We start from the raw sequence: 14,661 nt of genomic DNA on the forward strand, positions 1-14,661 counted from the left end.
TTGTCCAAGAAGCTACTGCGTAGGTGCGCCGCACAGCTCAAACGTGTGCAGGATGCGCTCGGGGACGACGCGGTAGTCTCCGAGGTTGACCTGTTCGTGGCACGGTGCGGTTGTGTAGGTGTCGTGTTCATGGTCCGGGGCGTCGAGCTACGAGATATCAGCGACGAGGTTCTTGACGGACTGGAGGAAGCCGGGAAGGCCCTGGGCGTGCGACCCGACGTGGTTTACGCGCGCGTCGTCCCCGGCACCCAAGTGGTGATCGATCTGGCCGTCCGAACACTGTGCGACACGTGTCGTCGCGAGTTCTCCGGGGAGGAGCCCAGGCCCGACCTGAAGGTGCTCAGGGGCGCCACCGAGCGTTGACCCGAAGATGGTACCTGTGTTGTTCACGTCACCACCTCGACACCGTCCCCGAAGACTCCGACGGGATCGTCGTACCGGTCACCGAGCACGGTGTGGCCACTTTGCTACCCCGGTATCCGGAGACTTACGAAGTGGAGGACATCGTCGACGTGGCAAAAGATCGAGGATTATCGGTGCAGGCGCTCATGGACTTCACGTGCGCCGGCTGTGAGCATCTATCTCCCGATGGCTATCCCTCGCTTCGTTCGACCCTCGACTATTTGGCCTCGGACTTGGAGGTCGACGGTGTGGTGGTGGCGGATCCGTACCTGGTGGAAGTGCTCGCTACGGAGTACGATCTCACAGTGGTAGTCTCGCATACCGCCGCCGTGGATACTCCGGAGAAGGCGTGGCACTTCGAGCGACTCGGAGCTGACGTCATCACTGTGGATCCGGCGCTGAACTCGAACGAGGAAGAGGTTTCCGCCATCCGAGAGCGGGTCAGTGTCGAACTCCGGACCGCCGTAGGCGCGATTACGTTCCGGGACCCGGTCGCCTTCTTCGAGCGTAACCTGTTCTCGCACGCCACGGCCGAGGGAATCGAAGTGGACCCCTACCGTAACAATCCCTACGAGCCGATGAGGGAGAGGGTCGTTGTGTGGGAGGTTCGTGAGGAGCTGTTCGACGAGGTCTTCATCCTCGCCTCCGGAGAACCTCCGTGATATCGGTCCTGGTCACTATCCCCACGACCCTGTTTTCCCCGTCCACCACGGGTAGACATGAGATGTTATGTCTGTCCATGCGCCTTAACGCCTCGTCGACGGACTCGTGGGGCCTGATCGTGATCACGTCCTCGGTCATGATGTCTTTGAGTCGCCTCTTCCCCTCTGCGACGGCCGCTGCGATGTCCCAGGACGTCACGATCCCTACGATCCTCCCCTCTTCGTCGACCACTGGGATGTGGTTGATCTCCTTCTCTATCAACCTCCGCGCGACGTCCTCGATGCTCTCGTCCGGTGACGCCGTCACGACGCTCTCGGTCATGATATCCCTGACGCGGGGGAGGGAGGGCGGTCGGTAAGGCATGGGTCTGAACTCACGCTCCCTAGGCAGTGGCTCTACGGGTTGGGTCAGCGTGAACTCTCCCTCCTCGATCTCCTCCTTGAGGCGCTCCGCGATCTCGAGGGCCATCTTGTAACTGGACAGTGCTCCCGTCCTCACCGTTCTACCTTCGATCTCCACTTTCCCGGATCTGAGCTCTTCGTAGGTCACCCTCTTCACCACGGGTCGGTCCCGGGACGGTATCCCGTAGTCGACGATCGGCACCTCGATATCGGCGTCGCTCACGCCCGTGGAGGCCGCTACCCGCTCGTCGAGCACGGGGATAGGGACTCCGATGCCGACCGCCAGGCTTACACCGTACTTCTCCAACACGACGGGGCGTAGGTACTCGGGGTCCGCTTCCTTCAGATCGCCCCTGACCATCAGCGTCGCCATGCCGCTGGAGGGATCGTGTTGCGTGCCTTCACCTATGATGTATCCGTGAGATCCGGCGAGCCATATCCGCGTACCTATCCCGATGGTTCGGAACTCGGGGTCGTTCGCGAGCGGATTCAGCTGGCCCGCACCGCAGTACGTGACGTTCCCGTACTCGGGGAGCAGCTTGCCCATGTAGGTGTACAGGGTCTCTTCGGAAGAGTTCGTCGCCGCGACGTACCTCTGGTAGGAATTCCTCGGATTGACTATCACGGCCTGGTTGATGTCATCGATCGTGATCAGCGTCTCGACGGACTCCCTCGGGTAACAGTCGGTGACGGACCCCTCCGCCCGCAACACGACCTCTTCACCGGACGCCAGCTCGTGGATCACGTGTGCCCCTCCGTACTCGATGCCACGATCCTCGCTAGGCTGGGTAGCGCCCAGATAAGCGTCCACCGCCGCGATACCGGTGTAGGCTTCCACTTCGTTCAACCAGACTCGCCTCATCTTGATCGGGGGGTCCGAGTGCCCGAAGTTCAGGAACACGCCCGAGCTGCACATGGGTCCGAAGGTAGCGCACGTAACCACATCTACCTCTTTAGCGGCACGTTCGGGCCCGATATCTTCGACGATTTCCACCATCTCCTCCGCGGTCACCACACAGACCTCTCCACGCTCGATTCGGCGGTTGATCTCATCGATACTCTTCCGACCCGGCAACGCCGGAACCCCGCAGGCCGCGGTGGAGCACGCCCAGTTCCTCCTCCAGCTTAAGCACCTTCCCCGGATCCGCTGACTTCACGGGGTTGCGCGGTGCCAGCGGACACGGGCGATGCTCCTTAGATACCTCGAAAAGCCCCAGCCGTTCCGAGAGGCGTTGTACCTCGTTCTTATCGAAACCCAACAACGGACGGAAGACCGGAAACCGTGCCACGCGATCGATTACCGCCAGGTTATCCGGGATTTGGCTCGCCACCTGTCCGATGACGTCTCCCATGACCACGGCCACGGCTCCGACGTTTTCGCACACGTCACACGCCCTACGTATCATCTCCCGCTTGCACAATACGCATCGGTATCGGGCCGATTCGCCCTCCAGCCCCTCCAGACTCTCCATGAAATCTTCGAAGTCCTCGATCAAAAGCTCCACGTCGGACGGTAACCACTCGGAGAACTTCCCAGCGAGCCGTTCTACGGCGTCCACCTCCGACCCGTACTTACCCCGGTCCAAATGCAGCCAGATCACCTCACATCCACGACGAGCTGCGTACCAAGCGGCTACAGGGCTGTCGATACCACCGGATACCAGGCATACAACGCGGGACTGAGAGCCGTAGGGGAGACCGCCCGGGCCATCCTTCATCCACGAGTCCAGGTACACGAAGGTCCCTTCGGGCCGTAGTTCCACGTGAATCTCAACCTCGGGCTCGTCCAGGTTCACGGTCCAACCGGTGTATCGCCTGATCAGGTCACCGAGTTCCACGTTCATCTCTCGGGAGGAGGGTGCGTCGTGTGTGGCTCTCCGGGCCCGTACGGCGAACGATCGGGCCTTTAAGTCGTTCAGTACGTCCTTCATTTCCGTGAACACGTCCTCGGGGTCGTGAGAGTCGACGCGGAGCGTGCGCGTCCACCGTTCCACACCGAAGGTTTTACCGATCGCTTCGGGAACCTCCGGATCGGCGACCAGCAGGCGACCCTCTAACCGTTTCACTCGCCCGCCGGACTGTTCTTCCAAATTCCGGGCCAACAGCCGCTCCATGCGTCGTCGGACCGGTGGGGACTTAACGGCTATCTCTCCGTACATTACCAAGCACTCCACGAGGGTTACCCCGACTGGGTCCGGCCAGGACGGACGCTTTGGAGGTTGTGTGACGCACGGAGGGGGTGTTCGACGCTGGGACTGCTGGATTCGTTGCTCGGTGGAGGAGATGAAGGGTCCGGGGAGGCCGAGGTGCGGGAAGTGCGGGATGAGGTCATCGAAGTGGAGCTCATCCGAGGCCCGGTGTACTTCAAGAACGACAGTATCATCGCGGCTCGGGGCGACCTGGAATTCTTGGCGACCAAGCCGGTTCGCTCGTCCGGAGGGATCACGGGACTCCTTGAGAAGGTGCTCAAGGCGAAGCTGCTCGGTCTGAGACGGTACTTCGTGAAAGTCGATGGGTCGGGAGTGTTGTACGCGGGTGACGGCGGTAAAGTCAAGGTGCTGGAGGTACCGGAGGGTGAGACCGTCACCGTGAACCAGGATCGGCTGCTCTTCACGACTACTCCGGCCGACGTGGCGGCTCAACTCGATGCGAGCGTGCTCAGTACAGGGCTCATCGACATGGGATTCGAGGGCCCCTGCAAGATCGTGGTCACAGCGGAGTGTGATCCCGTGACAGTCGAGGTGGACGGAGGTCCTGTCTACGTCGATCCGGAGTGTTTGATAGCTTGGACCGGTGATCTGACGTTCTCCGCGACCTGGAAGGGAAGCGCGTTCGACTTCTTGCTAGGCCGGGAGCACGGGGAGGAGTTCCTGCTCGAAGCGCACGGTTACGGGAAAGTTCTAGTGGCTCCGTACGACGAGAGGATTAGACGGTTGGAGCGTATGATCCGTCGTGCCGGTGCAAGAGGAGGTGGCGTCGTCGGTGGAGGCGAGAACTACGGGGAAGAATACGGAGAAGAATATGAAGAGTATGAAGAGTCGTCGGATGAGGGTGGGCTGTTCGACGACCTCTTCGACTTCGACTTTGACACCGACGACTTCGACCTCGACTTCGACTGACCTCCCTCCCCCGCGGCCTATTGTTATTAATTCCATAACGATCTCGGATGGGGCCGCGGCCGGGATTTGAACCCGGGGCCACCGGCTCCACAGGCCGGCGCTCTAACCAGGCTGAGCTGCCGCGGCGCTCCCGAACCGCCACACCCTACGCTTGATTATAAAGGTTTCCGACCGGCCGCCCAGACCACCGAAACCAACACCGCCAGTATGCAGCCCGCTAAGTACGCTCTACTTTGGTGCCTCTCCCAACCCACGTAGCGGACGATCGCGGGCTTTCCGTCGGTCTTTACCAGCATATAGGGACCTACGGGACATACCTGTCCCTCACGCCCGTTCACAGCCCAGAACGGGGCCCATCCCCATGGAATCAGTACGAACTCGGCTCTTCCGGGCGTTCGAACCTCGATCTCGTCCGAGTCGATCCTCAGCGCGTCATCACGCGGTCCGTTAACGACGTCTACGTACTTCACCAGCCTCGCGCTTACCTCGTCGACATCGGCACCCCAAGACCACGGGAGGAGGCCACCTGAAACCCTCATCACGACCCTCGCCCGTTTAACCAGCCCCAGTTTTACCGCCTCTCTCCAGCCCATCTTATCGACCACGAGTACGTCCCCGGTCCAAGGCAACTCGTTGGGATCGAGCTCTTGTCCCGACATTACGGTCCTGGGGTACACCCCGGGCACTATCGGCGGTCGTCCTAAGGCACCTGCCAGCTTCGCCCACAGGATGCCATACAGGCTGAACGATCCCACGTACAGTACCTTGAACCGCTTCACAGGCACCGCGTCGTCCAGCGTTAATACGGGTCTCCCACACCAGCTCACACGGTCCCTTCCCGTCGATCTCCGGACGGCGGTACCTCTAACGTCCACGTATCCGATCGGGAGGGCTCGCAGGTACGGGTCGAGCTCCTTCCTGGTGACTTCCACGGCCTTCGAGAACTCCCAGCGGCTGGCGTACAGGTACGAGCATACGGACGGATCGTTTACCAGCACCAGGACCGGAGTGAGCGATTGCAACTGCGGTTCCGAAGCCCCCTGATAGAACGCTCCGGCTATCGAGTAAACGGGCTTTCCGGAGAATTCCGGTGACAGGGCCTCGAACCCGTTGTCGCCGGCTACCAGTACCCTCCAACTCGCCGTTCCGGCGGATTCCCAGTGCATGGGCTGGAACGATACCATCAGTGCTAGGATGGGGAACCCTACCGCCGAAAGACCCGATCCGAGGTAGGCGATCCGTCGAAGTCGCTCGTAACGCTCGACGACTATCATCGACGAGAGTATCGCCGTCAGCAGTACCCTCCACGGGTCCAGTTGAGACAGCGGCCATACCGGCCCGACGATCGCCTCCGTGGACCACAAGATCGGCCAAGGTAGCACCGGGAGTACCGATCCACCGCCTCGGCTCGCCGCGAAAACCGCCCACAGCATTCCCAGTCCGGGAGCTACCCAATGTTCCCACGGGGACGCCCGCGTCCACGCGGGTGGTACCCATGTGAAGGCCGACGTCAGGAAGTACGTGGACAGGACCGCGGTCGGCACCGCCGGCAAGAGCGCCAAGAGAAGTCTCCTCTCCTCCATCGACTCCAGCAGGAGGGCCGGGAGGACGTACAGGGGGTTTCCCAGGAGCGATAACATCCATAACCACAGTACCGGCAGACCGCGGAGGACGCTTCCCCTACACCTTCGTAGAATCAGCGCCGCACCCGCCGTTCCCAACGAAAACGTCGTGACCACCCGGGTGGAGAAGACCTCTACGATCTGGAAGGGCACGCTGGCCGCGTACACCATCATAGCCGCGTCGGCTCTAGGAGTGGACATCCCCTTGAATTTGAGTATCGACCAGATCCAGCACGGTAGTGAGCGGTAGACACCGTCGATCAGCGTGCACGCGAGATAGGGATCCGCGAGCCACCGGTGGAAGAGCACCGCGGGTAGGAAGGGGAGTACCGGATAGTCGATCATCGGGGGCCTACCCGTGTACGAGTAGGGATCCCAGTCTCCTCTGGCTAGCCCTCTCGTCCCGAGCAAGTACACCTTATGTGCTTGCACGGCCAGGTCCATAACTACGGCGTGTTTCCCCCAAAGTTCAGGGATGGCAGGCGAAAGACTAGCTACCGTGACGAGGAGCGAAACGGCCACGGCCTCGAATTTAGACGACCTGATGCCGTTCCCCCGGTCTAATCGTACCGCAGCGCTTCGCACTCCTCCTCGTACGTCGAGTAGAAGTACGGCGAGACCGCGGCGAACTCCGCGGCGCACGTATCCACCAGTTTGTACGTGGCCTCCACACCGACACCCAGCCGAGCCTCCCGGATCTCGTCTTCGTCCACCCCGAGCAGCTCCGCTATCTGCTCGTCCGAGAAACCCGTCCGCTTGACCTCGCGGACGAACTCCACGGTTTCCTCGTCCGCCTCCCCGGTCCGGATGAACTCGAGCAACTCATCCTTCCTTCGTACGATCTCGTGTTCCATCTCGACGATCCGCTTCACCTTCTCCACGAACCACGGGTCGATACCGGATAGTTCCGAGATCTCCTCCACGCTCATCAGACCGCGCTTCAGTGCGGCGTAGATGCAGAAGATACGGCGATCGTTCGGCGTCTCGATCTTGCGGCGGATCTCCTCCGGATCCGCCTCCAGCTCCTCCGGTGAAGGCCCTAAGCCAGGCTCTCCGATTTCCAACGATCGAATCGCCTTCTGAAGCGCCTCTTCGAACGTCCGCCCGATGGCCATCACCTCACCCACGGACTTCATCTCCGTTCCTAGCGTCCGGTTCGCCTCCGGGAACTTGTCGAACGGCCATCGCGGGATCTTCACCACCACGTAGTCCAGGGCCGGCTCGAACGCCGCGTACGTCTCTCCGGTGACCTGGTTCTCGATTTCGTCCAGTCGCAGCCCTATCGCGATCTTCGCAGCGATCCGTGCGATCGGGTATCCCGTGGCCTTGGACGCCAGCGCCGACGATCGACTGACACGCGGGTTCACCTCGATCACCCGGTACTCGCCCGTCTCCCGGTGCAGCGCGAACTGGATGTTGCAACCGCCCTCAACACCCAGCGCGTCGATGATGTGCAGCGCCGCGCTGCGGAGCATCTGATGCTCCTCCTCGGTTAGCGTCTGAGCGGGCGCGACTACGATAGACTCGCCGGTGTGAACCCCCATCGGATCCACGTTCTCCATGCTGCACACCGTGATGCAGTTACCCGATCCGTCCCGCATCACCTCGTACTCGATCTCGGCCCAGCCACCCACGTACTCCTCGATCAGCACCTGGTTCACCCGGCTGTACTCGAGGCCCCGCTCCACTACCCTCTTCAGCTCCTCCTCGTCCTCCGCGATTCCGCCGCCCGTACCGCCCAGCGTGTAGGCGGGCCGCACCACCACCGGGTAACCGATTTCCTCCGCTACCTCCTTGGCTTCCTCCACCGAAGAAACCGCCTCGCTCGCGCAGACGGGTTCCCCGATCTTCTTCATGAACGCACGGAACTCGTCCCGGTCCTCCGCCCGTACGATGGTCTCCACCGATGTCCCCAGCACCTCTACGTCGTACTCTTCCAAAACGCCCATCTCGTCGAGCTCGACCGCGATATTGAGACCGGTCTGACCCCCGAGCGTGGGGAGGATTCCGTCGGGTCTCTCCTCCTCGATGATCTTCGCTACGATCCGGGCGTCCAACGGCTCCAGATACACTCGATCCGCCATGTTCGGATCCGTCATGATCGTCGCCGGGTTACTGTTCACGAGAACTACTTCAACACCCTCTTCTCTGAGCGCCTTGCAGGCCTGAGAACCCGAGTAGTCGAACTCTGCCGCTTGACCCACGATGATCGGTCCGGATCCGATGATCAGGACCTTATTCGGAGTCTCGGGCACGTGAACCCGCTCCCGACCGCTCGGATCGGCTTAATAAAATCGACGGAGGGCAAGTTCGGCGTTACCGGCGCGCGGATCCCCAGTGCAACTTTTCGACCCTTGCCATTTAACTGGGGTGAACGTACGGAACGAGTCGATTCTCCGAGCACGGGCGGTGTGCACGGGTAGTGTGGGAGGAAGACACAGTATTATCGACGGTTCACCGCGAGTGGGGGTTGGCAACTTCGATTTAAGCCCATGAGCTTTTTCATCAGGGAATGTTTTATTGCCCACGGCGAGGGAAAGGGCCGCGGTGTTCACGTTTCGGACATTTCTCGGAAGTTGAGATAACGAGACTACGGGTGCCCGGCGCGAGTGGCGTTTCGTCCCTTCAGGGGGCCGAGGATTGTCGTCAGACCCACGACGTCCAACCAAGGTACCCTGGGTGAAGGCGATGGTTATCGGACTAATCGCGGTAATGAGCGCGAAGGCATTGTTTCACGAGTGGGTAGTTGCCACACTCCATCCCACGAACAAGGACCGTCTAGTAATGAAGGTCGAACGCGTACCATGCCGTACCGGGGACGATCTACGGCCGGGAAATGTCGAAGTATACGCTAAGGTATACGGATGTACCAAGTACGCTACACTCGGGTACGGATCTCAAGATCCCCGTCGGATCCTCGTACCCGCGCTCCCACCACGGCTCATGTCACTAACCGTAACGGTTGCTGGCAACGTGATTCGGGTGTTCAGAACGTGTTTTCCCGCCCCGTTTATCATAGTAACCGCGACTAAATTACCCCGAATTTCCGTAAACCAGTACGAGATTCGAATACATTCACCTTGTAAGATTCTACTCCAACCTACCGTCACGGGGCTACTGAAGTACTTCCCTCCAGTGTTCATAACTGACGGAAAGTCTACGAGGAATCCTACCCATCTCACGTGCCGAAATGTCGCAATCATCATGCCGTACGCGCTCACAGTGATGGGTGGATTAACTCCAATCGACGTAGTATCTGTCGTCTCAGTGTCCGGTGAACGGCTAGTCGTCAACGCCTCTTCAGTATACGCTCCTAAGGGGGTCACAATTAAGTGGGAGCCTATCTGTCCTCTCATTTGGACCACTTACGCGGACATAGTTTGGAGATGGCCGTACTGGCCATACTCACTGTGACAGCCCTCGTGATAATTCCGGAGGACGTCCCTACCATCCCTTATGTGTCGCTTATATCGATATCTTCAATCAAAGCGGCACACGACAGCCTACGTTCGGGAGAGCTACCACAGTGGAATCCATACCTTGGTGGTGGTTTCCCTTTAGCCCCGACTCCGTACTACCTCCTCCACGCGCTCGGTAGAACGGGGTTGATAATAGCAATATTACTGTTATCGGTTTTAGTTCTATTACTAGCATCAAATGTAAACAATATGTTGCGCGTGGTGATAACATTACCGGCAGTATTATTGTCCTTGATCATTCCCTCTCCGTTACCACTGATATTGGCTTCATACGCGCTAGGTTTCATCGGGAACAACCCGCTGTTGAGAACCGTTGGTTCCATAGGGATACCTGACGTGGCGCTGAGCATCGAGCTGGGGATCCGAAACCCTTCGCTCCCGGTGCTACTGGCCTCATCTGCGTGCCTCGTGGATTGCCTCGTGGCCACCTTCGGCGCTGTCCCGTTGTTGACCTCACGTCCGGGTCCTATCCCTCTTCTATTAATTCTGTTAATAACTGTAGTGGCCATCCTACCAGCACTGATGGCTCTAGCAATGCTGGGTAGAATCTACCCGGACTACCGCTGGAAGTTTTCGGGAATTACCGCCATTATTCTCTTCGGAGTTCAAACGTACCTACATGAGCTTCCAACAGCCTTAGCAACCCCAATAATACTATTTTCTTTACTTGTTCTCAAAAATTTTAACACTCATCTTGATAGGCGAATCTCAGTAAGATTAAACAGAGTCTCGAAACCACTGCGATTCCTAACTGCTTTAATGTTAGTCCTATTCTTCATCGTGATCTGTAGCGTCCTCGCTACCCCACGTTTCGCCGTGGTAGGATACAAAGTAGTGGGGTCCAGGACGGGAATGGAATACATCATTTCCTCCGATCCGTGGTTCTCTGAGTGCGTTAAGCGTGTGCTCTCCGGCCATCCAATCTGGAACACTCCCCTACCGACGGACCCTCATATGGGCCCCGCCTCCCTGCTAGGTTACGAACTAGGAGATCCACGGGCCGTCCCTCCTCTCTATCCCACGAAGCAGCTCGAGGTCCAACCGAGAGTGGTAGCACCACTCATTTCTTCACCATCGAGCTGGGCCGAAACCTCTCTTCACGCTCTTCAGCTGGCGGAGGCGGTCGCCTCACGTGGGGCCTCTGTCGGAGAACCTCGACTCAACACTCCCACCGAGATCCGCGGGTACGGGTTGGTGGGTCAGGTCTACGATCTCTGGTGGAAGGGAGGTACTCATAGGGGTCTTCTCCTGCAAGTAAACGGTCGGGCCGTTTACGAGCGACCTTCAGCTTGGCCCTCAGTGGTTCTGACGCTGATGAGTATCGCAGTGGCGGCTATTGAGACGGCTAAGAGAAAGAGCGACACTGTGTAAGCTCGGCTTTGGTGTCGTTCCCATGCCACGTAGTGTAGTGTGGTGTGTTTTCCGTCGGTCTTGACGAGCATGTAGGGGCCGATGGGACAGGTTTGACCCTCCCGACCGTCCACCGCCCAGAACGGAGCCCAAGCCCAAGGAACAACCACGAATCGATGACCCCGCGAATCCAACACGTACCTATCGTTCGACACCCGGTGTAGAGCGTCATGAATTGGGCTGAGCTTCACGCACGACTCCTTGACCAGTTTCTTGACTATTGGAGAGTGTAGCGGGTGGTGTACGGGACCTAGAACGTGGACGTGGTGTGTTATCCTCCTCAGTCGCCGCACTACCTTCGACGGGGGTTCAGCGTCGAAAGCCCTACTGGAGTAAACTACGATCACTTCTTTCGCTTCTTTTGCCAGCTTCTCAGTTTCAGGATAGCTCAGCGCCTCTGAGTCTACTATGAGTATATCTCCCGACCACGGTATTTGCTCGGCGGATAATGACTGCCCACGTTCTACATTATACGGTCGTATCAGCGGTATCATCGGAAAGTGTCCGGTGGGAGCACTTCTAACTAAGTTAAGCCACAAAAAGCTATAATCAGTGTATGATCCTATGTATATCACTTTGACACTTGTCATTGGAATTATATCCCACAATGACAGTGTTGGTTTTTGACTGAAAGTGAATCCAACGATGTCGGAGTAGCTTCTAATAGTCTTAATATCGGCTCCATAATCTACACTTGTTAGCGGTAAGAGAGTCAAAACTTTGCGTGCGATATCTTCATCAAAAAGGTGACGCTGACCTGGATGTGCTAGTTGTTCACAGCATTCTCTACCGCCGCTATTGAGGAATAAAATAGAAGACAGTATTCGTGAGCTTACTTCGGAGCATCCTTGGTAAAATGCACCTCCTAAAATGTATGTTGGACGTTCAGATAATGTGCTTAATGGGCATGCTAATGAGAATAATCCTAAATGGGCATTGGATGCCCTATAATCATGCGAAACGATTGCAGGTGAGGAAAACTCGTATTCAACAACAATTGGAATCATTGGTGTGGGGCTTATAACTTTTAATATGATGCCTACGCTAACAAGAGCAAATATTGCAGAATATGTTGTGAGAGACAATTTTATCTTAGAGAATATTTTGGGGGTGATTACAATTATGAGTGTGCACGCTATTAGCGGCATTCTGTACATATCAAGTTGTGTTAATATCTTTGATATACTCAATATGATATAATGAATCTTAGGTGATAGAAATACTGCTAGTCCAAATAACGGAATTAATCCTATTGTTCCAATTACAAACTTCTTCTTGTGTGAAATATTAAGCAAGAGTAGTGATAAAAATGTCATTGAAGTGACGACTATAGTCGCTAGTATGGTATCGTACACGTCAAATATTGAAAAACCCATCGTTGTAGATTCAGGCAAATTATCGAATTCTAACTTACCTACACTACTAGCGAATAATAATACTGGAAAAGTCACTATTATAGGTAGGAAGAAAATGGGACTGTCTAAAATCCCAGCTACTATCAGAGGAGGAATAGAGTAAATGAAATTTGAATATAATGAAGCTGTCCATAGTACGAAACTAAACATTCTCTTAATTGGATCTTTCAATTTTGAGTTCCATATAATAACTGCTATCGCTGCTAGTGAATAAGACATCGTAGTAGCTATTCTAATGTATTTAACCTCGTAAAGAATTGCGATAGGATATAATGCTAAGTATGCTAGTAATGCGATAGTTGCCTCGGCAGAGTTGAGATTGAGTATTTGCAATATGATCCACGCGATTATCGGAGCTAATCGTAAAAGTTCTTCTCCAATACAAGTTGCTAGAAAGATATCCTTTACCAAAAATTTATGGATTACTACTGGCACCATGAATGGTAATATGGGGTAATTAGCTAAAGGTGGTCGTCCTAAATATGAATACGGATCCCAATCAGAACCACTTAATCCATATTTTTCTATCAGATATGATTTGAGTGATTGTATTGCTAAATCTAAGTAGATAATATGTTTGCCTAAATCTGGTGCCTCATATTCTACTATGAAATTAAGGATAATTATCATTACAATAGCCAGAATGGTTGTAATTCTGATTTCCATGTAAATACACCCGAGTATGCATTCTCGGGTAGCATACAGATTATGTTCCAGTTTCCTTGTATGAGTACTACTTCGATACCTTTAATTACTTCGCCTCTTCCTTTTGCTACTACGAGGCTATTACGTGTCGGAATTAAAAGTAAATCTTTTTCAATTTTAACAACATCTATGCAAGGGAATGATAAACAAATAGGGTTTGACGAAATACCATAGTAGGTGACAATCGGATTATCAGAGGATTTTGTTAAGTTGTCATAGTTTAGTGTAGGCAACATTGTAACAGGTGCGCCGATACTGATCACTCCTACACGCTTCAAGCCATATAGCATTATTTGTCTACAGTTCACTACAGTTCGTGTTGGAAGATAAGTATTAATTGCAGGTCCTAGAACACTAGGGTACTGGAGTGTTTTAAGAAGATCATGTTCATCAAAATATGGGTATGTAACTTTCCCTTTTACTATTTGGTATCTCGGAATAGAGGCCGCGTAAGCGTTCACCAGTGCAAGTGTTGCGATCACCCCTGCGGCGATGGTTTTAATTTGTTTAGTACCCACCATGCCGTCACCTCCAATGTTACTGCCGAAGCTACTGCGACTGAGAATTGTAACGCTACGCTCGGCAGAGGTACGATAGGCCAGGCTTGATACTTGTACCAGGCGACGAGGGCGTTGATTGTTGCGGTGATGAGAGCCCCGGAGAGAACAGCTAGACGCGGTGACATCGGATCTATTAACGTCCGTAGGAGCCAGGCGACCGTAGTCGATGCCGAGTAGGCGACATCGGCCCACTGATCGATCCCAACGAAGATCACCGCAAGAGCGGAACCGAGGGCGTACAGAACTATCAGTGCGTCCGTGACTCCGTATGCGAGGAAGATCGGGGCACCGGTGAAGTACGCGTACAAGTTCCCTGGAACGGGTATCGCCAGCCCATATACTAGGACCGCTACGGGGGTAAGGTACCCGAGCGAGTACAGCTGAATGAGGGCTCTTGCCGGTCGCTTGGCGATCACGTAGATGGCGGCCAGAAAAGGTAAGCTGGTGATTATCGTGTTAATCGTCACCACGGTCTCGGGACTCAGCATACAGCGGTCCTCCGGCGATTTTCTCCGTAATTTCCCGGATGCAAATCCGTAAGGCGCGACCCGTGTCGTCCTCTCGGAGTGCCTCCTCGAGTTCCTTCTCTCGGTCGAGCTTTAAGGACTTCCTCCTATGCCTCGCGAGGTTCTCGGCGATTTCTTTCAGCACCTTCTCGCCGGTGATCCGGTAAAGGGCTAGGAGGGCTGCTTCGGCGGCAAGGCTGAATTCCGGTGGCGTCCAAGGTATCTTGGCGAACACTAGTACGAACGCGAGGATTATCGTAAATAAGACGATGAGTGGAGCGAGCGTCAGCACGATGGCTGCGATTAGCACGGGGAGGACGAAGAACAGGAAGAACAGATAGGCGAGGATTCTAACGGCCTCACCCGCTTCGATCTTCAT

Annotated in this window: 11 protein-coding genes, 1 tRNA gene and 1 pseudogene; 4 read left to right on the top strand and 9 right to left on the bottom strand. The window is 55.8% G+C overall.

The genetic code is table 11. From position 1 onward, the window contains the following. A complete protein-coding gene (locus tag MK_RS04780) occupies positions 1-363 on the top strand; it encodes a DUF5402 family protein (RefSeq protein WP_011019273.1) in 363 nt (120 codons plus the stop codon). Continuing rightward, a complete protein-coding gene (locus tag MK_RS04785) occupies positions 360-1,064 on the top strand; it encodes a U32 family peptidase (RefSeq protein WP_011019274.1) in 705 nt (234 codons plus the stop codon). The genes MK_RS04780 and MK_RS04785 overlap by 4 nt, the downstream gene beginning before the upstream one ends. On the opposite strand, the gene MK_RS04790 is transcribed toward MK_RS04785, so the two are convergent. Both MK_RS04790 and MK_RS04795 read right to left on the bottom strand, forming a co-directional pair. Beyond that, the gene (locus MK_RS04790) at positions 1,036-2,541 is read right to left on the bottom strand and encodes a homocysteine biosynthesis protein (RefSeq protein ID WP_011019275.1); all 1,506 of its coding nucleotides are present in this window, start codon (positions 2,539-2,541) and stop codon (positions 1,036-1,038) included. The genes MK_RS04785 and MK_RS04790 overlap by 29 nt on opposite strands. Next, on the bottom strand, positions 2,516-3,640 hold the full coding sequence (locus tag MK_RS04795) for a tRNA sulfurtransferase (RefSeq protein ID WP_011019276.1): 1,125 nt from the start codon (positions 3,638-3,640) through the stop codon (positions 2,516-2,518). The genes MK_RS04790 and MK_RS04795 overlap by 26 nt, the downstream gene beginning before the upstream one ends. 45 nt (positions 3,641-3,685) lie before the next feature. Between MK_RS04795 and MK_RS04800 the strand changes: the two genes are divergently transcribed. Beyond that, positions 3,686-4,585 carry an AIM24 family protein gene (locus MK_RS04800; RefSeq protein WP_011019277.1) on the top strand — a complete coding sequence of 300 codons (900 nt, stop codon included), beginning with the start codon at positions 3,686-3,688 and terminating at the stop codon, positions 4,583-4,585. A 48-nt stretch (positions 4,586-4,633) separates the two neighbouring features. Here the strand turns inward: MK_RS04800 and MK_RS04805 are convergent. The 3 genes and pseudogenes from MK_RS04805 to carB all read right to left on the bottom strand — a co-directional run. After that, positions 4,634-4,711 (bottom strand) — tRNA-His (locus tag MK_RS04805). 29 nt (positions 4,712-4,740) lie between these two features. After that, positions 4,741-6,729 carry a hypothetical protein gene (locus MK_RS04810; protein ID WP_158295940.1) on the bottom strand — a complete coding sequence of 663 codons (1,989 nt, stop codon included), beginning with the start codon at positions 6,727-6,729 and terminating at the stop codon, positions 4,741-4,743. Between the two features lie 53 nt (positions 6,730-6,782). Next, positions 6,783-8,462, bottom strand: a pseudogene (gene carB / locus MK_RS04815) (carbamoyl-phosphate synthase large subunit); the annotation flags it as partial. 1,125 nt (positions 8,463-9,587) lie between these two features. Between carB and MK_RS04820 the strand changes: the two are divergent. Then, positions 9,588-11,057, top strand: coding sequence for a hypothetical protein (locus MK_RS04820; RefSeq protein ID WP_148679633.1), 1,470 nt, complete (start codon positions 9,588-9,590; stop codon positions 11,055-11,057). Here the strand turns inward: MK_RS04820 and MK_RS04825 are convergent. Genes MK_RS04825 through MK_RS04840 form a run of 4 tightly spaced genes read right to left on the bottom strand, consistent with a single transcriptional unit; the run spans position 10,958 to position 14,661 of the window. Continuing rightward, positions 10,958-13,177: a hypothetical protein gene (locus tag MK_RS04825; RefSeq protein WP_011019282.1), complete on the bottom strand. Its 2,220-nt coding sequence runs from the start codon at positions 13,175-13,177 to the stop codon at positions 10,958-10,960. The two genes, MK_RS04820 and MK_RS04825, sit on opposite strands and share 100 nt — an antisense overlap. Next, on the bottom strand, positions 13,141-13,737 hold the full coding sequence (locus MK_RS04830) for a hypothetical protein (protein WP_148679634.1): 597 nt from the start codon (positions 13,735-13,737) through the stop codon (positions 13,141-13,143). The genes MK_RS04825 and MK_RS04830 overlap by 37 nt, the downstream gene beginning before the upstream one ends. Next, positions 13,695-14,264: a hypothetical protein gene (locus MK_RS04835; protein WP_011019284.1), complete on the bottom strand. Its 570-nt coding sequence runs from the start codon at positions 14,262-14,264 to the stop codon at positions 13,695-13,697. Before MK_RS04835 ends, MK_RS04830 begins: the two co-directional genes overlap by 43 nt. Further along, positions 14,233-14,661 (bottom strand): hypothetical protein, encoded by a 429-nt coding sequence (locus MK_RS04840; RefSeq protein WP_148679635.1) that lies wholly within the window; start codon positions 14,659-14,661, stop codon positions 14,233-14,235. The genes MK_RS04835 and MK_RS04840 overlap by 32 nt, the downstream gene beginning before the upstream one ends.

This window comes from Methanopyrus kandleri AV19, assembly GCF_000007185.1.
In the GTDB taxonomy this organism is placed as follows: Archaea; JAADCQ01; Methanopyri; order Methanopyrales; family Methanopyraceae; genus Methanopyrus; species Methanopyrus kandleri.